This is a genomic window from Escherichia sp. SCLE84, assembly GCF_012584495.1.
Taxonomy (GTDB): Bacteria; Pseudomonadota; Gammaproteobacteria; order Enterobacterales; family Enterobacteriaceae; genus ECMA0423.
In genome coordinates this window covers 3,021,137-3,039,926 of the sequence record NZ_CP051430.1, presented here as the reverse complement: position 1 = coordinate 3,039,926, position 18,790 = coordinate 3,021,137, and the positions used below count along the sequence as shown (strand labels likewise).

The 18,790-nt window shown below is 51.0% G+C and carries 21 protein-coding genes; 9 read left to right on the top strand and 12 right to left on the bottom strand.

The window, feature by feature from the left end; translation table 11 throughout:
- Window positions 1-42: 42 nt before the first annotated feature.
- Both cpxA and cpxR read right to left on the bottom strand, forming a co-directional pair.
- Complete coding sequence (gene cpxA / locus HGD79_RS14785) at window positions 43-1,416, bottom strand: envelope stress sensor histidine kinase CpxA (RefSeq protein ID WP_000580417.1); 1,374 nt, start codon at window positions 1,414-1,416, stop codon at window positions 43-45.
- Window positions 1,413-2,111 (bottom strand): envelope stress response regulator transcription factor CpxR, encoded by a 699-nt coding sequence (gene cpxR, locus HGD79_RS14780; protein ID WP_001033722.1) that lies wholly within the window; start codon window positions 2,109-2,111, stop codon window positions 1,413-1,415. The genes cpxA and cpxR overlap by 4 nt, the downstream gene beginning before the upstream one ends.
- 149 nt (window positions 2,112-2,260) lie before the next feature.
- Between cpxR and cpxP the strand changes: the two genes are divergently transcribed.
- The 5 genes from cpxP to cdh all read left to right on the top strand — a co-directional run bounded on the left by cpxP (window position 2,261) and on the right by cdh (window position 7,126).
- Window positions 2,261-2,761 carry a cell-envelope stress modulator CpxP gene (gene cpxP / locus HGD79_RS14775; protein WP_001223800.1) on the top strand — a complete coding sequence of 167 codons (501 nt, stop codon included), beginning with the start codon at window positions 2,261-2,263 and terminating at the stop codon, window positions 2,759-2,761.
- A gap of 148 nt (window positions 2,762-2,909) precedes the next feature.
- Entirely contained in the window at window positions 2,910-3,812 is a 903-nt protein-coding gene (fieF, locus tag HGD79_RS14770; protein ID WP_001076742.1) for a CDF family cation-efflux transporter FieF, read from the top strand.
- Between the two features lie 180 nt (window positions 3,813-3,992).
- Entirely contained in the window at window positions 3,993-4,955 is a 963-nt protein-coding gene (gene pfkA, locus HGD79_RS14765; protein ID WP_000591795.1) for a 6-phosphofructokinase, read from the top strand.
- Window positions 4,956-5,274: 319 nt separating this feature from the next.
- The gene (gene sbp / locus HGD79_RS14760; protein ID WP_001045689.1) at window positions 5,275-6,264 is read left to right on the top strand and encodes a sulfate/thiosulfate ABC transporter substrate-binding protein Sbp; all 990 of its coding nucleotides are present in this window, start codon (window positions 5,275-5,277) and stop codon (window positions 6,262-6,264) included.
- 106 nt (window positions 6,265-6,370) lie between these two features.
- Window positions 6,371-7,126, top strand: coding sequence for a CDP-diacylglycerol diphosphatase (gene cdh, locus HGD79_RS14755; RefSeq protein ID WP_000708998.1), 756 nt, complete (start codon window positions 6,371-6,373; stop codon window positions 7,124-7,126).
- A 54-nt stretch (window positions 7,127-7,180) separates the two neighbouring features.
- Here cdh and tpiA read toward each other — a convergent pair whose 3' ends face one another.
- On the bottom strand, window positions 7,181-7,948 hold the full coding sequence (gene tpiA, locus HGD79_RS14750) for a triose-phosphate isomerase (RefSeq protein WP_001216325.1): 768 nt from the start codon (window positions 7,946-7,948) through the stop codon (window positions 7,181-7,183).
- A 107-nt stretch (window positions 7,949-8,055) separates the two neighbouring features.
- Window positions 8,056-8,655 carry a YiiQ family protein gene (locus HGD79_RS14745; protein WP_000802226.1) on the bottom strand — a complete coding sequence of 200 codons (600 nt, stop codon included), beginning with the start codon at window positions 8,653-8,655 and terminating at the stop codon, window positions 8,056-8,058.
- 100 nt (window positions 8,656-8,755) lie between these two features.
- Between HGD79_RS14745 and HGD79_RS14740 the strand changes: the two genes are divergently transcribed.
- The 3 genes from HGD79_RS14740 (at window position 8,756) to uspD (ending at window position 10,162) form a co-directional block, all read left to right on the top strand.
- Window positions 8,756-9,196, top strand: a complete 441-nt coding sequence (locus HGD79_RS14740) for a DUF805 domain-containing protein (protein WP_000155257.1) — start codon at window positions 8,756-8,758, stop codon at window positions 9,194-9,196.
- Window positions 9,197-9,407: 211 nt separating this feature from the next.
- Window positions 9,408-9,707: a DUF406 domain-containing protein gene (locus tag HGD79_RS14735; RefSeq protein ID WP_000655986.1), complete on the top strand. Its 300-nt coding sequence runs from the start codon at window positions 9,408-9,410 to the stop codon at window positions 9,705-9,707.
- Window positions 9,708-9,733: 26 nt separating this feature from the next.
- The gene (gene uspD / locus HGD79_RS14730; protein ID WP_000323556.1) at window positions 9,734-10,162 is read left to right on the top strand and encodes a universal stress protein UspD; all 429 of its coding nucleotides are present in this window, start codon (window positions 9,734-9,736) and stop codon (window positions 10,160-10,162) included.
- A 4-nt stretch (window positions 10,163-10,166) separates the two neighbouring features.
- On the opposite strand, the gene fpr is transcribed toward uspD, so the two are convergent.
- The 4 genes from fpr to glpF form a co-directional block, all read right to left on the bottom strand.
- On the bottom strand, window positions 10,167-10,913 hold the full coding sequence (gene fpr / locus HGD79_RS14725; protein WP_000796320.1) for a ferredoxin--NADP(+) reductase: 747 nt from the start codon (window positions 10,911-10,913) through the stop codon (window positions 10,167-10,169).
- A 96-nt stretch (window positions 10,914-11,009) separates the two neighbouring features.
- Window positions 11,010-12,020 (bottom strand): class II fructose-bisphosphatase, encoded by a 1,011-nt coding sequence (gene glpX / locus HGD79_RS14720; RefSeq protein WP_168848432.1) that lies wholly within the window; start codon window positions 12,018-12,020, stop codon window positions 11,010-11,012.
- 135 nt (window positions 12,021-12,155) lie between these two features.
- Window positions 12,156-13,664: a glycerol kinase GlpK gene (gene glpK / locus HGD79_RS14715; protein ID WP_000136788.1), complete on the bottom strand. Its 1,509-nt coding sequence runs from the start codon at window positions 13,662-13,664 to the stop codon at window positions 12,156-12,158.
- 22 nt (window positions 13,665-13,686) lie between these two features.
- The gene (glpF, locus tag HGD79_RS14710) at window positions 13,687-14,532 is read right to left on the bottom strand and encodes a glycerol uptake facilitator protein GlpF (protein ID WP_000084268.1); all 846 of its coding nucleotides are present in this window, start codon (window positions 14,530-14,532) and stop codon (window positions 13,687-13,689) included.
- A gap of 424 nt (window positions 14,533-14,956) precedes the next feature.
- Between glpF and zapB the strand changes: the two genes are divergently transcribed.
- On the top strand, window positions 14,957-15,202 hold the full coding sequence (gene zapB, locus HGD79_RS14705; RefSeq protein ID WP_001296623.1) for a septal ring assembly protein ZapB: 246 nt from the start codon (window positions 14,957-14,959) through the stop codon (window positions 15,200-15,202).
- Between the two features lie 84 nt (window positions 15,203-15,286).
- On the opposite strand, the gene rraA is transcribed toward zapB, so the two are convergent.
- The 4 genes from rraA to hslV all read right to left on the bottom strand — a co-directional run bounded on the left by rraA (window position 15,287) and on the right by hslV (window position 18,729).
- Window positions 15,287-15,772, bottom strand: a complete 486-nt coding sequence (gene rraA / locus HGD79_RS14700) for a ribonuclease E activity regulator RraA (protein ID WP_000872908.1) — start codon at window positions 15,770-15,772, stop codon at window positions 15,287-15,289.
- Between the two features lie 92 nt (window positions 15,773-15,864).
- Window positions 15,865-16,791, bottom strand: a complete 927-nt coding sequence (gene menA / locus HGD79_RS14695; RefSeq protein WP_000139496.1) for a 1,4-dihydroxy-2-naphthoate polyprenyltransferase — start codon at window positions 16,789-16,791, stop codon at window positions 15,865-15,867.
- 66 nt (window positions 16,792-16,857) lie between these two features.
- Window positions 16,858-18,189, bottom strand: a complete 1,332-nt coding sequence (gene hslU / locus HGD79_RS14690) for an HslU--HslV peptidase ATPase subunit (RefSeq protein WP_001293343.1) — start codon at window positions 18,187-18,189, stop codon at window positions 16,858-16,860.
- A gap of 9 nt (window positions 18,190-18,198) precedes the next feature.
- Window positions 18,199-18,729: an ATP-dependent protease subunit HslV gene (gene hslV, locus HGD79_RS14685; RefSeq protein ID WP_000208242.1), complete on the bottom strand. Its 531-nt coding sequence runs from the start codon at window positions 18,727-18,729 to the stop codon at window positions 18,199-18,201.
- Between the last annotated feature and the right edge of the window lie 61 nt (window positions 18,730-18,790).

Genomic DNA, 18,790 nt, shown 5'->3' with positions numbered 1-18,790 from the left:
GGATGCGGCGTAAACGCCTTATCCTGCCTACAAATGCGGAGTTTAACTCCGCTTATACAGCGGCAACCAAATCACCAGCCGTAAACCGCCCAGCGGGCTGTCTTCTGCCTTCACCCAGCCACGATGCTGCTGAATGGCGGTTTCAACAATCGCCAGCCCCAATCCTGTACCGCCAGATTCACGATCGCGTGCTTCATCGGTCCGATAGAACGGACGGAAAATCTGTTCGCGATCTTCCGGGCTAACGCCAGGACCATCGTCGTCCACCGTAATGGTGATACCGTCTTTATCTACCGCAAAGCCCACTTCAATCTTCGTATGGGAATAACGCAGAGCATTACGAACAATATTTTCCAGCGCACTTTCCAGGGCGTTCGGATTGCCGTACAGCGGCCACGGCCCAGGCGGGAAGTTAACCGTCAACGACTTGCCCATCTGCTCGGCTTCGAACGCCGCGTTATCCAGCACTTCACTCCACAACTGGTTGGCTTTGATGGTTTCGCTAACCAGCGCGTTTTTTTGCTGATTACGGGACATCACCAACAGATCGTTGATCATGCTGTCCAGACGTTGCGCTTCGGTTTCAATACGCTCCAGTTCCTTGCTTTCACCACTACGACGGCGCAGTAACGCCGTACCCAGTTGCAGACGCGTCAGCGGGGTGCGCAGCTCGTGAGAGATATCAGAAAGCAGACGCTGCTGAGAGGTCATCATGCGCTCCAGCGCGGTGACCATCTGGTTAAAACTGGCACCAGCGGCAAGGAATTCCTGTGGCCCCGCTTCAAGTTCCGGGTGCTGGCGTAAGTTTCCCTGGGCAACTTCATCGGCAGCGTTTTTCAGCTTACGCGCCGGTTTTGCCAGACTCCAGGCCAACCACAACAGCAGCGGCGTACTGACCAACATGGTGACAATCAGCAGTAATAGCGGGCGGTCAAACAGTAAGTTAATGAAATCGGATTGAGAACTGCTGGCCGGACGAATCAGATAAAGTTGGTAATTATCTTCGCCATCACGCACGGAGAACGGACCGACCAGTTCCACGCGGCCATACTTTTTCTTCTGCGGATGATCGGCATTATCGGCCTGACCAATAAAGTTACGAATGATCTGCATTTCGCTGCGTTCAGCGCCGATCACGCGGCCTTCGGTGGTCACCAATAACAAACGCTGTCCTGGCGGTGCCCACTTATCAATCGCCCGGAACAGACGTCGCCACCACATTAAATCGTTGGGCGGATCGTTCGCCAGTTCCGCTTCAACATGCTGCTCAATCATCAGCCCCTGACGCTGTTCGCTATCCAGAAGCTCGGTCATCTGGCGTGAATCGAGCTTGGGTAACATCAAAACCAACATCAACACCAGCGCCAGCGTCAGCCAGAAGATGGCGAAGATGCGCGCGGTTAAGCTGCCTATCATGAAGCAGAAACCATCAGATAGCCGCGACCACGCAAGGTTTTAAACCACGGGTGACCATCTTTACGATCCGGCAGTTTACGACGCAGGTTGGAAATGTGCATATCGATAGCGCGGTCGAAAGGCGTCAGGCGTTTGCCCAGCACTTCCTGGCTTAAATGTTCACGGGAAACCACCTGACCCAGATGCTGTGCCAGCAAATAGAGCAGGGTAAACTCAGTGCCGGTTAACTCCAGCGTTTGCCCGTCGAAGCTGGCTTCCTGACGGCCTGGATTCAGCACTAAGGCATCAACTTCCAGTGTCGGTGAACCGTTGTCGTTGTTTTGCTGTTGCTCGCTCCAGTGCGAACGGCGCAGGATCGCGCGAATACGTGCCACCAGCTCACGATCATTAAATGGTTTCGGGAGATAGTCATCTGCGCCCAGCTCAAGGCCGAGAACGCGATCAAGTTCACTGCCGCGCGCCGTCAACATAATGACAGGCGTCTGGTGTGTCTGGCGAAGTGCTTTTAATGTGTCGATACCATTTTTCTTCGGCATCATTACGTCAAGCAAAAGTAAATCAATGCTGTCGTCCAGAAGATCAAGCGCCTGTTCCCCATCGTGGGCAACAATCACGTTGAAGCCTTCCATCTCGAGCAGCTCCTTTAATAGGGAAGTCAGCTCTCGGTCATCATCAACTAACAGGATTTTATTCATTGTTTAAATACCTCCGAGGCAGAAATTACGTCATCAGACGTCGCTAATCCATGACTTTACGTTGTTTTACACCCCCTGACGCATGTTTGCAGCCTGAATCGTAAACTCTCTATCGTTGAATCGCGACAGAAAGATTTTGGGAGCAAATGATGCGCATAGTTACCGCTGCCGTCATGGCCTCAACGCTGGCAGTCAGTTCATTAAGCCACGCTGCTGAAGTCGGTTCAGGCGATAACTGGCATCCGGGTGAAGAACTTACGCAGCGCAGTACGCAGAGCCATATGTTCGACGGCATAAGTTTAACCGAACATCAGCGTCAGCAGATGCGAGATCTTATGCAACAGGCCCGGCACGAACAGCCTCCTGTTAATGTTAGCGAACTGGAGACAATGCATCGCCTTGTCACCGCAGAAAATTTTGATGAAAACGCTGTGCGCGCACAGGCAGAAAAAATGGCGAATGAGCAAATTGCTCGTCAGGTTGAGATGGCAAAAGTCCGCAACCAAATGTATCGCCTGTTAACGCCGGAGCAGCAAGCGGTTTTAAACGAGAAACATCAACAACGAATGGAGCAGTTGCGTGACGTGACGCAATGGCAAAAAAGTTCATCGTTGAAGCTATTGAGTAGTAGCAACTCACGTTCCCAGTAGTAAACCCTGTTTTCCTTGCCATAGACACCATCCCTGTCTTCCCCCACATGATGTGGGGTTTTTTTTTATCCTCAATTTGCCTGCTGCTTAATGCATTGCAGATGATTTGCTTCCGTTATACTAGCGTCAGTTGATAGCGGGAGTATTTATGAATCAATCTTATGGACGGCTGGTCAGTCGGGCGGCGATTGCTGCGACGGCGATGGCTTCGTTGCTATTGCTGATTAAAATTTTTGCATGGTGGTATACCGGGTCGGTGAGTATTCTCGCCGCGCTGGTGGATTCGCTGGTGGATATCGGCGCGTCGTTGACGAATTTACTGGTGGTGCGATATTCCCTGCAACCTGCCGACGATAATCACTCGTTTGGTCACGGTAAAGCAGAGTCCCTCGCGGCGCTGGCGCAAAGTATGTTTATCTCCGGTTCGGCACTATTCCTGTTTTTGACGGGTATTCAACATCTGATATCTCCAACACCGATGACAGATCCAGGCGTCGGGGTTATCGTGACAATTGTGGCGCTAATTTGTACGATTATCCTTGTCTCGTTTCAGCGTTGGGTGGTGCGCCGGACGCAAAGCCAGGCGGTGCGGGCTGATATGCTACATTACCAGTCTGATGTTATGATGAACGGCGCAATTCTGCTGGCGCTGGGGTTGTCCTGGTACGGCTGGCATCGCGCCGATGCTCTGTTTGCATTGGGAATCGGCATCTATATTTTATATAGCGCGTTACGCATGGGATATGAGGCGGTACAGTCATTACTGGATCGCGCATTGCCTGATGAGGAACGGCAAGAAATTATTGATATCGTGACTTCCTGGCCGGGTGTTAGCGGCGCTCACGATCTTCGCACGCGGCAGTCAGGGCCGACCCGCTTTATTCAGATTCATTTGGAAATGGAAGACTCTCTGCCTTTGGTTCAGGCACATATGGTGGCGGATCAGGTAGAGCAGGCTATTTTACGGCGTTTTCCGGGATCGGATGTAATTATCCATCAGGACCCCTGTTCCGTCGTACCCAGGGAGGGTAAACGGTCTATGCTTTCATAATCAGTATAAAAGAGAGCCAGACCCGCATTTTGTGTATAAAATACCGCCATTTGGCCTGACCTGAATCAATTCAGCAGGAAGTGATTGTTATACTATTTGCACATTCGTTGGATCACTTCGATGTGCAAGAAGACTTCCGGCAACAGATTTCATTTTGCATTCCAAAGTTCAGAGGTAGTCATGATTAAGAAAATCGGTGTGTTGACAAGCGGCGGTGATGCGCCAGGCATGAACGCCGCAATTCGCGGGGTTGTTCGTTCTGCGCTGACAGAAGGTCTGGAAGTAATGGGTATTTATGACGGCTATCTGGGTCTGTATGAAGACCGTATGGTACAGCTAGACCGTTACAGCGTGTCTGACATGATCAACCGTGGCGGTACGTTCCTCGGTTCTGCGCGTTTCCCGGAATTCCGCGACGAGAACATCCGCGCCGTGGCTATCGAAAACCTGAAAAAACGTGGTATCGACGCGCTGGTGGTTATCGGCGGTGACGGTTCCTACATGGGTGCAATGCGTCTGACCGAAATGGGCTTCCCGTGCATCGGTCTGCCGGGCACTATCGACAACGACATCAAAGGCACTGACTACACTATCGGTTTCTTCACTGCGCTGAGCACCGTTGTAGAAGCGATCGACCGTCTGCGTGACACCTCTTCTTCTCACCAGCGTATTTCCGTGGTGGAAGTGATGGGCCGTTATTGTGGCGATCTGACCCTGGCTGCGGCCATTGCCGGTGGCTGTGAATTCGTTGTGGTTCCGGAAGTTGAATTCAGCCGTGAAGACCTGGTAAACGAAATCAAAGCGGGTATCGCGAAAGGTAAAAAACACGCGATCGTGGCGATTACCGAACATATGTGTGATGTTGACGAACTGGCGCATTTCATCGAGAAAGAAACCGGTCGTGAAACCCGCGCAACTGTGCTGGGCCACATCCAGCGCGGTGGTTCTCCGGTGCCTTACGACCGTATTCTGGCTTCCCGTATGGGCGCTTACGCTATCGATCTGCTGCTGGCAGGTTACGGCGGTCGTTGCGTAGGTATCCAGAACGAACAGTTGGTTCACCACGACATCATCGACGCTATCGAAAACATGAAGCGTCCGTTCAAAGGCGACTGGCTGGACTGCGCGAAAAAACTGTATTAATGATTTCGGAAAAAGGCAGATTCATTTAGCCTGAAACCGATGACAGAAGCAAAAATGCCTGATGCGCTTCGCTTATCAGGCCTACATTAATTCTGCAATTTATTGAATTTGCAAACTTTTGTAGGCCGGATAAGGCGTTCGCGCCGCATCCGGCATGGACAAAGCGCACTTTGTCAGCAATATGAGGCGGATTTCTTCCGCCTTTTTAATCCTTCAACATATACCCGCAAGTTATAGCCAATCTTTTTTTATTCTTTAATGTTTGGTTAACCTTCTGGCACGCTTTGCTCATCACAACACAACATAAGAGAGTCGGGCGATGAACAAGTGGGGCGTAGGGTTAACATTTTTGCTGGCGGCAACCAGCGTTATGGCAAAGGATATTCAGCTTCTTAACGTTTCATATGATCCAACGCGCGAATTGTACGAACAGTACAACAAGGCATTCAGCGCCCACTGGAAACAGCAAACTGGTGATAACGTGGTGATTCGTCAGTCACACGGTGGTTCAGGTAAACAAGCGACGTCGGTAATCAACGGTATTGAAGCTGATGTTGTCACGCTGGCTCTGGCCTATGACGTGGACGCAATTGCGGAACGCGGGCGGATTGATAAAGAGTGGATCAAACGTCTGCCGGATAACTCCGCACCGTACACTTCCACCATTGTTTTCCTGGTGCGTAAGGGCAATCCGAAGCAGATCCATGACTGGAACGATCTGATTAAACCGGGTGTTTCGGTGATCACGCCTAATCCGAAAAGCTCTGGTGGCGCACGCTGGAACTACCTGGCTGCCTGGGGCTACGCGCTGCATCACAACAACAACGATCAGGCAAAAGCACAGGATTTTGTTCGGGCACTGTATAAAAACGTCGAAGTTCTGGATTCTGGCGCGCGCGGCTCCACTAACACCTTTGTCGAGCGCGGGATTGGCGATGTACTGATCGCCTGGGAAAACGAAGCTCTGCTGGCAGCGAATGAACTGGGGAAAGATAAATTCGAAATCGTCACGCCGAGTGAGTCTATCCTCGCAGAGCCAACCGTGTCGGTGGTCGATAAAGTGGTCGAGAAAAAAGGCACCAAAGAGGTGGCGGAAGCCTACCTGAAATATCTCTACTCGCCAGAAGGTCAGGAAATTGCCGCGAAAAACTACTACCGTCCGCGCGACGCTGAGGTGGCGAAAAAGTACGAAAATGCGTTTCCAAAGCTGAAGTTATTCACCATTGATGAAGAGTTCGGCGGCTGGACGAAAGCGCAAAAAGAGCATTTTGCTAACGGCGGTACGTTCGATCAGATCAGCAAACGCTGATTTCCCCAGGATAATTATCAAACCCGGTGGTTTCTCGCGACCGGGTTTTTTATTTGTCACGATTTTGCGTTACCCTTGCATCTCTTTGAGGTACAGGGAAAAAAAGATGAAAAAAGCGGGTCTTCTTTTTTTGGTGATGATAGTTATCGCCGTTGTGGCTGCCGGTATTGGTTACTGGAAATTAACCGGTGAAGAGTCGGATACATTACGTAAGATTGTCCTTGAGGAATGTTTGCCCAATCAGCAGCAAAATCAAAATCCTTCGCCATGTGCGGAAGTCAAACCCAATGCCGGATACGTGGTTTTAAAAGATCTTAATGGTCCACTGCAATATCTGTTGATGCCAACGTATCGTATTAACGGTACTGAAAGTCCTTTGTTGACCGATCCTTCAACGCCGAACTTCTTTTGGTTGGCCTGGCAGGCGCGTGATTTTATGAGCAAAAAATACGGCCAGCCGGTTCCCGATCGCGCGGTTTCTTTGGCGATCAACTCCCGCACCGGGCGTACGCAAAACCATTTTCATATTCATATCTCTTGTATTCGTCCTGATGTGCGCGAACAACTGGATAACAATCTGGCGAACATCAGCAGCCGCTGGTTGCCACTGCCAGGTGGTTTGCGCGGGCATGAATACCTGGCGCGTCGGGTAACGGAAAGCGAACTGGTACAACGCAGCCCATTTATGATGCTGGCAGAAGAAGTACCTGAGGCGCGGGAACATATGGGAAGCTACGGGCTGGCGATGGTACGGCAGAGTGATAACTCATTTGTATTGCTGGCGACACAACGAAATCTACTGACGCTTAACCGTGCTTCAGCCGAGGAAATTCAGGATCATCAGTGTGAGATTTTGCGTTAAGGCGAAGAGTTAAGGAAAGTAAGTGCCGGATATGAAATCCGGCACCTGTCAGACTTAAGCCTGTTTAGCCGCTTCTGCAGCTTTAACGATCACTGCGAAAGCGTCAGCTTTCAGAGAAGCACCGCCAACCAGCGCGCCGTCGATATCTGGCTGAGCAAACAGTTCTGCAGCGTTAGACGCGTTTACAGAGCCGCCGTACTGAATGATCACTTGTTCAGCGATGTTAGCGTCAACTTTAGCGATGTGGTCACGGATGAATTTGTGAACAGCCTGTGCCTGAGCCGGAGTTGCAGATTTGCCAGTACCGATTGCCCATACAGGTTCGTAAGCGATAACCGCACCTTCGAATGCCGCAGCACCCTGAGTTTTCAGTACCGCGTCGATCTGACGTGCGCAAACTTCTTCAGTTTTGCCCGCTTCGTTTTCAGCTTCGGTTTCACCGATGCACAGAACCGGAGTCAGGCCCTGCTCTTTCAGCACCGCGAATTTTTTCGCGATCAGTTCGTCAGACTCTTTGTGGTAAGTACGACGTTCAGAGTGGCCGATGATGATGTACTGAGCGCCGATGTCTTTCAGCATAGCGGCAGAAGTTTCACCGGTGAATGCGCCGGACAGGTTCAGGTCCACGTTTTGCGCACCCAGCATGATGTGGCTGCCTTCAGCTTCGCGCTTCGCCATATCGATGTACATTTCCGGTGGTGCGATTGCAACCGCACAGCCAGCAACACCTGCCAGCTCTTTACGCAGGTTAGAAACCAGCTCGTGAACCATGTGGCGGCTGCCGTTCAGTTTCCAGTTACCCATCACTAAAGGATGTCGCATTTTAATTCTCCACGCTTATAAGCGAATAAAGGAAGATGGCCGCCCCGCAGGGCAGCAGGTCTGTGAAACAGTATAGAGATTCATCGGCACAAAGGCTTTGCTTTTTGTCATTTATTCAAACCTTCAAGCGATTCAGATAGCGCCAGCTTAATCGGTTCAACAGCGAAGGTCAGCCCCTTTTCGCCGTTGTCCGCGACAACATAACGCAGTGCACCTTCTGTCTCGGTGTAATAACGTTTGTTTTTCCCCGCCGTTAGCAGCGACTGCAGTTTTTTCTGGCTTTGTGTTTTGGTCATTAATGGGGTGAGTGTGCGGATCACTGCTGCCATGTATTCCTGAGCTTTCGCTTTCGCTGCTTTTTGCTCTGGCCCCTGGATGGGTAGCCAGGTCATTTGAATGCTTTTGATTTTTAAGGTACCGCGCTCCAGCGCTGTAGAAGCATACAAGTTCTCGTTAATTTTACTTGCAGCACGAGTGAGATTGGCTTTGTCGGGACTGCTGTCGATGGCACGAAATTCGTTCAGTGGCAGGCTGGGATTCTGGCTGTTAAAGTCTTCTCGAAACTGGCTGATGGAGAGATCGAAAGTAGGGGCTCCAGCCAGCAGATAAGGCGCGGTCGTTGCCGTATCCGGTGTTTGTGCATGCGCCGTTGTTGTAACGGTTAATGCAGAACATAAGAGAAAAAACAGCGTACACCCTGGCTTCATTGACAGTACCTTTTGTTATGACTGGCTCCGATTAAAACGATATCTGTCGCCCTTGTCAAAAGGGTAGAATCCTGGAAAAGACAACCATCAAGGAACTTACATGACCATACAGCAATGGTTATTCTCATTTAAAGGGCGTATTGGACGCCGTGATTTCTGGATTTGGATAGGCCTGTGGTTCGCAGGCATGCTGGTGCTTTTCTCACTGGCGGGTAAAAATTTACTCGATATTCAGACCGCGGCGTTTTGCCTTGTGTGCTTGCTTTGGCCAACAGCGGCAGTAACTGTTAAGCGCTTGCATGATCGCGGGCGTTCCGGCGCATGGGCATTTCTGATGATTGTGGCGTGGATGCTGCTGGCGGGTAACTGGGCGATTTTACCGGGTGTCTGGCAATGGGCGGTGGGGCGTTTTGTCCCGACGTTGATTCTGGTGATGATGCTTATCGATCTTGGTGCGTTTGTTGGCACACAAGGCGAAAATAAATATGGTAAAGATACTCAGGATGTGAAGTATAAAGCCGACAATAAATCAAGTAATTAACCTTTAATATATCTCTTACTGCTATTTTTTTCCGGGATTGTTATTTCCACGATGCAAATGACAATACCCGGAAAATCCTTCTGAACTCTTCACCTTAAGCAATATCAAAAAAAATGGTAATCCATAAGATCATTACTTGTTTGTTCTTCCCTTAACGGCGCATTATTCTTAAGTCGTAATCGACAGAGAGGCGAATATACAGAGGTGCCCTATGAAAGATGTCGTAGATAAATGCAGTACTAAAGGATGTGCGATTGATATCGGTACGGTGATTGATAACGACAACTGTACCAGTAAGTTTTCGCGCTTTTTTGCCACCCGCGAAGAAGCAGAGTCTTTTATGACCAAACTGAAAGAGCTTGCCGCCGCTGCATCCTCTGCAGATGAAGGGGCCAGCGTGGCCTACAAGATTAAGGATCTGGAGGGGCAAGTTGAGCTTGATGCGGCCTTCACTTTCTCATGCCAGGCCGAGATGATTATTTTTGAGTTATCACTGCGTTCGTTAGCTTGATGGAGTTGCTTTAGAAGGAGTTAAACATGGCTTATAAACACATTGGCGTGGCAATTTCCGGGAATGAAGAAGATGCCTTACTGGTGAATAAAGCTCTGGAGCTCGCCAGACATAATGACGCTCACCTGACGTTAATTCATATTGATGATGGCTTAAGCGAGTTGTATCCGGGTATCTACTTCCCTGCAACAGAAGATATTCTTCAATTGTTGAAGAATAAGTCGGATAACAAGCTGTATAAACTGACGAAAAATATTCAATGGCCGAAGACAAAACTGCGTATTGAACGCGGAGAAATGCCGGAAACACTGCTGGAAATTATGCAAAAAGAGCAGTGCGACCTCCTTGTCTGTGGTCATCATCACTCATTTATCAACCGTTTGATGCCGGCATATCGCGGGATGATCAATAAGATGAGTGCGGATTTGCTCATCGTGCCGTTTATCGATAAGTAACCGCTTACCAGTAATGCTCCGCTGTCATATGGCCCGGTCGGCGACGTAAATGTTTCGTCATCTGCCGGGTCTCTTTCAGCAACTGTTGTGTATCGCGCACCATCTGTGGATTGCCGCACAGCATCACATGGCTGGTTTCTTTATTCATCGGCAGGCCAATCGCGCTTTCCAGTTCCCCACTTTCAATTAACGCCGGTATCCGCCCGGTGAGCGACCCCGCTGCCGTTTCCCGACTGACCACCGTCTGAATGCGCAGTTTCCCTTCGTAGCGTTTTTCCAGTTCTTGCATCAGTGGCAAATAGCTTAAGTCGGCGGCATAACGTGCGGCGTGAACCAGGACCAGATTTTTGAAGCGATCTAAATCTTTGCCTAGTTGCAGAATCGATAAATAAGGGCCAATCGCTGTACCGGTTGCCAGCATCCATAGCGTTTCGCAGTCCGGTACTTCATCCAGAACAAAGAAGCCAGCTGCTTCGCTAACCACCTGCACTTCATCGCCTGGTTTCAGTGCCGCCAATCGTGGGCTTAATTTGCCATCGGGGACGGTGACCAGGTAAAACTCCAGATCGGGATTATCGGGCGAGTTAACATAGGAGTAGGCGCGCTGGACGCGTTCGCCGTCGATTTCAAGGCCAAGCTTGGTGAATTGCCCGGCGGTAAACGGAAGCACGGGGGCGTGAACGGTGAGACTAAACAGGGCGTCGGTCCAGTTCTGCACTTTAGTGACTTTGCCTGTTACCCAATCAGCCATGTTTTTCTCCTGTTTTGATTAACTTGCCTTATCTTCGTTCTCCGAACAAAAAAATTCCAGTCCCGAAGGACTGGAAGGCTCAATCGATCAAATCAATCAGAGGATGTGCACCTGCATTTCCGGGTCTTTGCGATCCAGATAGTGGATGGACTGAATGCGGCGAATGGTGCGTGACTTGCCGCGGATCAGCAGCGTTTCGGTAGTCGCGATATTGCCTTTGCGGCTAATGCCTTCCAGCAGATCGCCTTTGGTAATACCGGTGGCAGAGAAGATGACGTTATCGCTGCGCGCCATATCGCCCAGGCGCAATACTTTACCGGCTTCGATGCCCATCGCTTTGCAGCGTGCCAGCTCCTGCTCGCCAATGCGACGATTCTCTTCGTTGTCGCCTTTGACGTCATGACGCGCCAGCAGACGACCGTTCATGTCGCCATCTAATGCGCGGATCACCGCCGCAGAAACTACGCCTTCCGGCGCGCCACCAATACCGTACAGCACGTCAACTTCGCTGTCTGGCATACAGGTGAGAATTGAGGCCGCAACGTCGCCATCCGGAATAGCAAATACGCGTACGCCGAGTTGCTGCATTTCAGCGATAACGGCATCGTGGCGTGGTTTAGCTAGAATCGTTACCGTCAGTTCGCTCAACGGTTTGCCGAGCGCCGCCGCTACATTGCGCAGGTTATCTGCCAGCGGCAGGTTCAGATCAATGGTGCCTTTGGCTCCCGGCCCGACAATCAGCTTCTCCATATACATATCCGGCGCATTGAGGAAGCAGCCTTTATCGTCTACTGCCAGCACCGCCAGCGCGTTAGCCTGGCCCATCGCCGTCATGCGCGTGCCTTCAATCGGATCAACAGCAATATCTACCGCGTCGCCGCGACCAGTACCGACTTTTTCACCAATGTAGAGCATCGGTGCTTCGTCGATTTCACCTTCACCAATGACGATGGTGCCGTCAATGTTGACCTGGTTGAGCATAATACGCATGGCGTTTACCGCCGCGCCGTCCGCGGTGTTTTTATCGCCGCGTCCTAACCATTTGTAGCCAGCCAGCGCCGCAGATTCGGTGACGCGGGAAAATTCGATGGCAAGTTCTCGTCTCATAGCAAACTCTAAGCAGTAAGGAATGGCGCGAAGTGTAGCACAGGGGAAGGGTGGGATTATTGATGTGTGCGGGGTTGCCCCCGCACGGTTTCAGGACTACCGGATGCGGCATAAACGCTTCATCCGGCATTTACATTACTCGTCGTGTTCTTCCCACGCCATCGCGCGTTTGACCGCTTTTTTCCAGCCTGCGTAACGGTAATTACGCTCAGTGGTTTCGATGCCTGGACGGAACTCGCGTTCAATCACCGCTTTCTCTTGCAGCTCGTCGAGGTTCTGCCAGAAACCGACCGCCAGACCAGCAAGATAGGCCGCACCCAATGCAGTCACTTCGCGAACTTCCGGGCGCTCAACGCGGGTGCCGAGAATATCGGACTGGAACTGCATCAGGAAATTGTTTGCTACTGCGCCACCATCCACGCGCAGGGCGTGCAGACGGATACCAGAGTCGGCCTGCATCGCTTCCAGCACGTCACGCGTCTGATAAGCAATAGACTCCAGCGTCGCGCGTATAATGTGGTTAGCGTTCACCCCACGAGTCAGACCGAAAATCGCCCCGCGCGCATACGGGTCCCAGTACGGCGCACCCAGCCCGGTAAATGCCGGAACCACATACACACCATTGGTGTTTTGCACTTTGGTGGCGAAATATTCGGAATCGTAGGCGTCGTTAATCAACTTCATCTCATCGCGCAGCCACTGAATGGATGCGCCTGCCATAAACACCGCACCTTCCAACGCATAGTTCACTTCGCCAGTCGGGCCGCAGGCGATGGTGGTCAGCAGGCCGTTTTCTGATTTCACCGCTTTCTCGCCAGTGTTCATCAGCATAAAGCAGCCAGTGCCATAGGTGTTCTTCGCCATCCCTTCTTTCACGCACAACTGACCAAACAGCGCGGCCTGCTGGTCACCGGCGATCCCGGAGATTGGAATACGCGTGCCGCCTTTGCCGCCAATGTTAGTCTGACCGTATACTTCGGAAGAACGACGCACTTCTGGCAGCATCTCGCGCGGAATATCCAGCACTTCCAGCATTTTGTCGTCCCAGTCCAGGGTATGGATGTTGAACAACATGGTACGAGAGGCGTTGGTGTAATCGGTCACATGGACACGGCCCTGAGTCATTTTCCAGATAAGCCACGTATCAACCGTACCAAACAGCAATTCACCACGACGTGCACGCTCGCGAGAGCCTTCCACATGGTCGAGGATCCACTTCACTTTGGTGCCAGAAAAGTACGGGTCAATCACCAGACCGGTATTGCTGCGGATATAATCTTCTAAACCGTCACGTTTTAAATGCTCGCAGATTTCTGCGGTACGACGGCACTGCCAGACAATGGCGTTATAGATAGGCTTGCCGGTTTCTTTTTCCCAGACAATAGTGGTTTCACGCTGGTTCGTAATACCGATAGCTGCAATTTGATCGGAACTGATATCGGCTTTCGCCAGCACTTCTACCAGCGTGGAGCTTTGGGTGGCCCAGATTTCCATTGGGTCGTGTTCTACCCAACCTGGTTTTGGGTAGATTTGCTCAAATTCGCGCTGCGACACGCTAATGATATTGGCATCGTGATCCATTACGACCGCGCGGGAGCTGGTGGTGCCCTGGTCGAGCGCAACGATATATTTTTTTTCAGTCATGTTTAATTGTCCCGTAGTCATATTACAGCGAAGCTTTTTGTTCTGAAGGAGTTGTGGTTTCCTTTTCTTCCACAACACAGATATCGCAAGGCAAATGGCGACCAATCAGTTTGCGGTAGGCAAATGCACCTACAATCGCGCCAACGATAGGGCCGAAAAGCGGCACCAGGAAGTAAGGAATGTCTCTGCCGCCGGTAAAGGCGACATTGCCCCAGCCCGCCAGCCAGGCAAAGACTTTCGGACCGAAGTCACGCGCTGGGTTCATGGCAAAACCTGTCAATGGGCCCATAGATGCGCCAATGACCGCAATCAGTAGACCAATCAGCAAGGGAGCCAAAGGGCCGCGTGGTACACCGTTGCCATCGTCCGTTAACGCCAGGATCAGCCCCATCAGAATAGCGGTAATCACCATCTCAACTGCGAAAGCCTGCACAAAATTGATATGAGGATTAGGGTAAGTAGAGAAAGTGCCAGCCAGATCAACACTTTCAACGCTGCCGCGAACAATGTGATGAGTCTGCTCGAAGTCGAAAAATAAATTGTAGTAAAGCCCGTAAACTAAAGCCGCAGCACAGAAAGCGCCGGCAACTTGTGAAACGATAAAAGGAATAACTTTGCGCTTGTCGAAACAGGCAAACAGCCACAATGCAATGGTAACAGCGGGATTAAGATGCGCGCCGGAAACCCCTGCGGTCAGGTAGATGGCCATTGCCACCCCCAGTCCCCAAATGACACTGATTTCCCACTGACCAAAAGACGCACCAGCGACTTTTAGTGCTGCAACGCAACCCACACCGAAGAAAATCAACAACCCGGTACCGAGGAATTCAGCAATGCACTGGCCTTTCAAGGTTGATGTTTGACTCATAATCGGATCCTGAAGAGTTAATGTTTGTTGTATGCGTGAAAGTCACGGACCTCCACGATGCTTGTAGGCATGCTGTAAACTTATCGTTAACGAGCAAAAACGAGAAATATCGAACTTAAAATGTGTGTGCTTCGTCATAAAATGAGCGTTATCGCGCCATTTATTCCATCTGATTGTACATGATGCATGTTTGTTAGATCATTCGCGCAACAAATTTATTAACATTTTCGATTGATGTGGATTATGTCACCAGGAGAAGGATGAAAAGTGTGGCAAACCGTAATCTGCAAGGCGTGCCGCTGGACAGCGATGGCGCGGCTTCATACAATCGGAGCTAACTAAAGTGCGCTCGTATTTATTAAGGCGTCACCGGTAATCGGGACGAGGATTTTTATCCATCAACGCCTTGCAATTCAGGAGAGGTATGACAATGTCATTAGAAGTGTTTGAGAAACTGGAAGCAAAAGTACAGCAGGCGATTGATACCATCACTCTGTTGCAGATGGAAATCGAAGAGCTGAAAGAAAAAAACAACTCACTGTCGCAGGAAGTTCAAAATGCCCAGCATCAGCGCGAAGAGCTGGAGCGTGAGAACAACCATCTGAAAGAACAGCAGAACGGCTGGCAGGAACGTCTGCAGGCCCTGCTGGGTCGCATGGAAGAGGTCTGATTACGCTTCATCTTCCGCGTAATTTCTTTACTGTGTAGGCCAACAGGTAACGCAGAAAAAAGGCACCTTGCGGTGCCTTTTCTATCATTCAATATCCAGCGGATCTTCAGAAAGAATAATCCCGGTATTGTCGGCATAAAGATGGTCGCCGGAGAAGAAGGTGACACCGCCAAAATTGACGCGGACATCGCTTTCGCCAATGCCTTCGCCAGCGGCACCAACCGGAATTGCCGCCATCGCCTGGATGCCGATATCCAACTCTTCCAGGTCATCTACCTGACGCACCGCGCCGTAAATGACCAGACCTTCCCATTCATTTTGTACTGCCAGACGCGCCAGTTCAGCATCGACCAGTGCGCGACGAACAGAACCACCGCCATCGACGACAAGAACACGACCACGGCCATTCTGTTCGAGCAGATCGTACAGCAACCCGTTGTCCTCGAAACATTTTACCGTGATTATTTGTCCGCCAAACGACGCCCGTCCGCCAAAGTTGGAGAACAGCGGTTCCACGACGTTAACATCTTCTTGATAGATGTCACAAAGCTCGGAAGTATCGTATTTCATAGGCTTAACATTCAGTTGCTGCGAGAATTTTCAGTATATCGCGCTATGTGGGCTGTTGGCAAAATCATCAATTGTTAATTGATATTTGTCAGTTATGCTGCCCACTGGCTTAGGAATATCCCTAAAACAAACAGCAGGTTAGTCAGTAACGCTCCCTTGACAGTACGTTCCAGCATTGGTCGCATCGCCACCGGGTCCATTTCCCGCATCACATAACGGGCTTGCTTCACCAGTAATGGTGCCGCCAGCAGGAACAGCCAGCCCCACAGGCTATGCAGCGAAAAGAGATTAAACAGCGCCAGACACACCAGCGAGCCCATCAGCAGGCAGGCATGATAACGACGCGCGTTCACTTCACCTAAGCGCACCACCAGCGTGTTTTTGCCATTTTCGCGGTCGCTATTGATATCACGCAGGTTATTAATATTCAGTACTGCCGTTGCCAGCAGGCCGCATGCGGTCGCCGGAAGGATCAGTGCCGGAATCAATGTATGAGCCTGTAAATACCAGCTCCCCATGACACTCAACCAGCCAAAGAAAACCAGTACGGAAATATCACCCAGACCGATATAACCATAAGGACGATTGCCCACGGTGTAGGTGATAGCGGCAATGATCGACAACCCGCCAAGAATCAGGAAACCGACAAAATCGGCCAGCGTATGGCATGCCACTGCAACCAGTGCCAGCCCGGAGAGACAGATGAGCACGACGGTAATAATGAGCGCCCGTTTCATCTCTTGCTGGGTAATGACCCCTTTTTGCATGCCGCGTAGCGGCCCAATGCGGTCAGGTTTATCGCTGCCTTTTACCGCATCGCCGTAATCATTGGCGAGGTTAGAAAGGATCTGTAATAGCCCGGCGGTAATCAGTGCCAGCAGGGCGACCAGCGGATCGAAGTGACCTTGCCACCATGCCAGCGCTGTCCCGACGATAATTGCAGCAAAGGCGAGGGGGAGGGTTTTAGGTCGTAAACTTTCCAGCCACGCCTGAGTTCGGCTAATTTGTTGTTCAGTCATAATACGCGCCAATAAAAATGGGGCCTTTCAGCCCCATCAAACAATGATGAAAATGATTGAACGCGATTATAGGATAAAACGGCTCAGATCTTCATCTGCCACCAACGCATCCAGATGTTTGCTCACATAATCTGCGTCAATGATGATAGTTTGACCGCTTAAATCGCTGGCGTCGTAGGAAATCTCTTCCATTAAACGCTCCAGAACAGTGTGTAAACGACGAGCACCGATGTTTTCGGTAGATTCGTTCACCTGCCATGCCGCTTCCGCGATGCGCTTAATACCGGAGTCGGTAAACTCGATATTTACGCCTTCAGTCGCCATCAGTGCTTTGTACTGCACGGTGATAGAGGCATTCGGCTCGGTCAGAATACGCTCGAAGTCGCTGGTGGTCAGCGCCTGCAGTTCAACGCGGATTGGCAGACGACCTTGCAGTTCCGGGATCAGGTCAGACGGTTTCGCAATCTGGAACGCGCCAGAAGCGATAAACAGAATGTGGTCAGTTTTGACCATCCCGTGTTTGGTGGAAACGGTGCAACCTTCTACCAGCGGCAGCAGGTCACGCTGAACGCCTTCACGAGAAACATCCGGACCGGAAGACTCGCCGCGCTTACAGATTTTGTCGATTTCGTCGATAAACACGATCCCGTGCTGCTCAACAGCGTCGATAGCGTCTTGCTTCAGCTCTTCCGGGTTCACCAGTTTCGCCGCTTCTTCTTCAATCAGCAGCTTCATGGCGTCTTTGATTTTCAGCTTACGCGCTTTTTGCTTCTGGCCGCCCAGGTTCTGGAACATGGACTGCAGCTGGCTGGTCATCTCTTCCATGCCTGGAGGAGCCATAATTTCAACGCCCATCGGTGCTGCGGCAAGATCGATCTCGATTTCTTTGTCATCAAGCTGGCCTTCACGCAGTTTTTTGCGGAATGCCTGACGAGCAGCGGACGGTTCCTGCTGCTGTTCGGTCTGTCCCCAGTTGTTTTTAGCAGGTGGGATCAGCACGTCGAGAATACGTTCTTCTGCCAGTTCTTCAGCGCGATAACGGTTTTTCTCGATAGCCTGGACGCGTACCATTTTCACGGCGGCATCGGTCAGATCGCGAATAATAGAATCCACTTCCTTACCGACGTAGCCCACTTCGGTGAATTTGGTCGCTTCAACTTTGATGAACGGCGCATTCGCCAGCTTAGCCAGACGACGGGCGATTTCAGTTTTACCGACACCGGTCGGGCCGATCATCAGGATATTTTTCGGGGTCACTTCATGGCGCAGCTCTTCGTTGAGCTGCATGCGACGCCAGCGGTTACGCAGAGCAATCGCCACAGAACGCTTGGCGTTGTCCTGGCCGATGATGTGCTTATCCAGTTCGCTGACGATTTCGCGTGGGGTCATTTCAGACATGGGAGATCCTTACGCTTTGTAGCTTAATTCTTCGATGGTGTGGAAATGGTTGGTATAGATGCAAATGTCGCCTGCAATATCCAACGCCTTTTCAGCAATTTCACGAGCACTCAGTTCAGTATTTTCTAACAGTGCACGCGCCGCAGCCTGGGCGTAAGGGCCGCCGGAGCCGATAGCAATAAGATCGTTTTCTGGCTGCACCACGTCACCGTTACCGGTGATGATAAGCGATGCAGTTTCATCCGCGACTGCCAGCAGTGCTTCAAGTTTGCGCAGCATGCGATCGGTACGCCAGTCTTTCGCCAGCTCAACGGCGGCTTTGACCAGATGGCCCTGATGCATTTCCAGTTTACGTTCAAACAGTTCGAACAGCGTAAAAGCATCCGCAGTACCGCCCGCAAAGCCCGCGATGACTTTGTCGTTGTACAGACGGCGGACCTTTTTCACGTTGCCTTTCATTACGGTATTGCCCAACGTGGCCTGACCATCACCAGCGATGACCACATGGCCGTTACGGCGTACGCTTACTATAGTTGTCACGAGCTGACCCCTTGGTTACGAATACAGAGTACAAACCCCGTACAAAAGTACGGGGCATAAT

What these genes read in the sequence shown, in the direction of transcription:
- glpF (WP_000084268.1), bottom strand. Translation starts at nt 14,532, where the DNA reads ATGAGTCAAACATCAACCTTGAAAGGCCAGTGCATTGCTGAATTCCTC.
- menA (WP_000139496.1), bottom strand. Translation starts at nt 16,791, where the DNA reads ATGACTGAACAACAAATTAGCCGAACTCAGGCGTGGCTGGAAAGTTTA.
- uspD (WP_000323556.1), top strand. Translation starts at nt 9,734, where the DNA reads ATGGCTTATAAACACATTGGCGTGGCAATTTCCGGGAATGAAGAAGAT.
- fpr (WP_000796320.1), bottom strand. Translation starts at nt 10,913, where the DNA reads ATGGCTGATTGGGTAACAGGCAAAGTCACTAAAGTGCAGAACTGGACC.
- zapB (WP_001296623.1), top strand. Translation starts at nt 14,957, where the DNA reads ATGACAATGTCATTAGAAGTGTTTGAGAAACTGGAAGCAAAAGTACAG.
- cdh (WP_000708998.1), top strand. Translation starts at nt 6,371, where the DNA reads ATGAAAAAAGCGGGTCTTCTTTTTTTGGTGATGATAGTTATCGCCGTT.
- HGD79_RS14735 (WP_000655986.1), top strand. Translation starts at nt 9,408, where the DNA reads ATGAAAGATGTCGTAGATAAATGCAGTACTAAAGGATGTGCGATTGAT.
- glpK (WP_000136788.1), bottom strand. Translation starts at nt 13,664, where the DNA reads ATGACTGAAAAAAAATATATCGTTGCGCTCGACCAGGGCACCACCAGC.
- cpxA (WP_000580417.1), bottom strand. Translation starts at nt 1,416, where the DNA reads ATGATAGGCAGCTTAACCGCGCGCATCTTCGCCATCTTCTGGCTGACG.
- fieF (WP_001076742.1), top strand. Translation starts at nt 2,910, where the DNA reads ATGAATCAATCTTATGGACGGCTGGTCAGTCGGGCGGCGATTGCTGCG.
- tpiA (WP_001216325.1), bottom strand. Translation starts at nt 7,948, where the DNA reads ATGCGACATCCTTTAGTGATGGGTAACTGGAAACTGAACGGCAGCCGC.
- glpX (WP_168848432.1), bottom strand. Translation starts at nt 12,020, where the DNA reads ATGAGACGAGAACTTGCCATCGAATTTTCCCGCGTCACCGAATCTGCG.
- HGD79_RS14745 (WP_000802226.1), bottom strand. Translation starts at nt 8,655, where the DNA reads ATGAAGCCAGGGTGTACGCTGTTTTTTCTCTTATGTTCTGCATTAACC.
- cpxP (WP_001223800.1), top strand. Translation starts at nt 2,261, where the DNA reads ATGCGCATAGTTACCGCTGCCGTCATGGCCTCAACGCTGGCAGTCAGT.
- hslU (WP_001293343.1), bottom strand. Translation starts at nt 18,189, where the DNA reads ATGTCTGAAATGACCCCACGCGAAATCGTCAGCGAACTGGATAAGCAC.
- sbp (WP_001045689.1), top strand. Translation starts at nt 5,275, where the DNA reads ATGAACAAGTGGGGCGTAGGGTTAACATTTTTGCTGGCGGCAACCAGC.
- cpxR (WP_001033722.1), bottom strand. Translation starts at nt 2,111, where the DNA reads ATGAATAAAATCCTGTTAGTTGATGATGACCGAGAGCTGACTTCCCTA.
- HGD79_RS14740 (WP_000155257.1), top strand. Translation starts at nt 8,756, where the DNA reads ATGACCATACAGCAATGGTTATTCTCATTTAAAGGGCGTATTGGACGC.
- pfkA (WP_000591795.1), top strand. Translation starts at nt 3,993, where the DNA reads ATGATTAAGAAAATCGGTGTGTTGACAAGCGGCGGTGATGCGCCAGGC.
- rraA (WP_000872908.1), bottom strand. Translation starts at nt 15,772, where the DNA reads ATGAAATACGATACTTCCGAGCTTTGTGACATCTATCAAGAAGATGTT.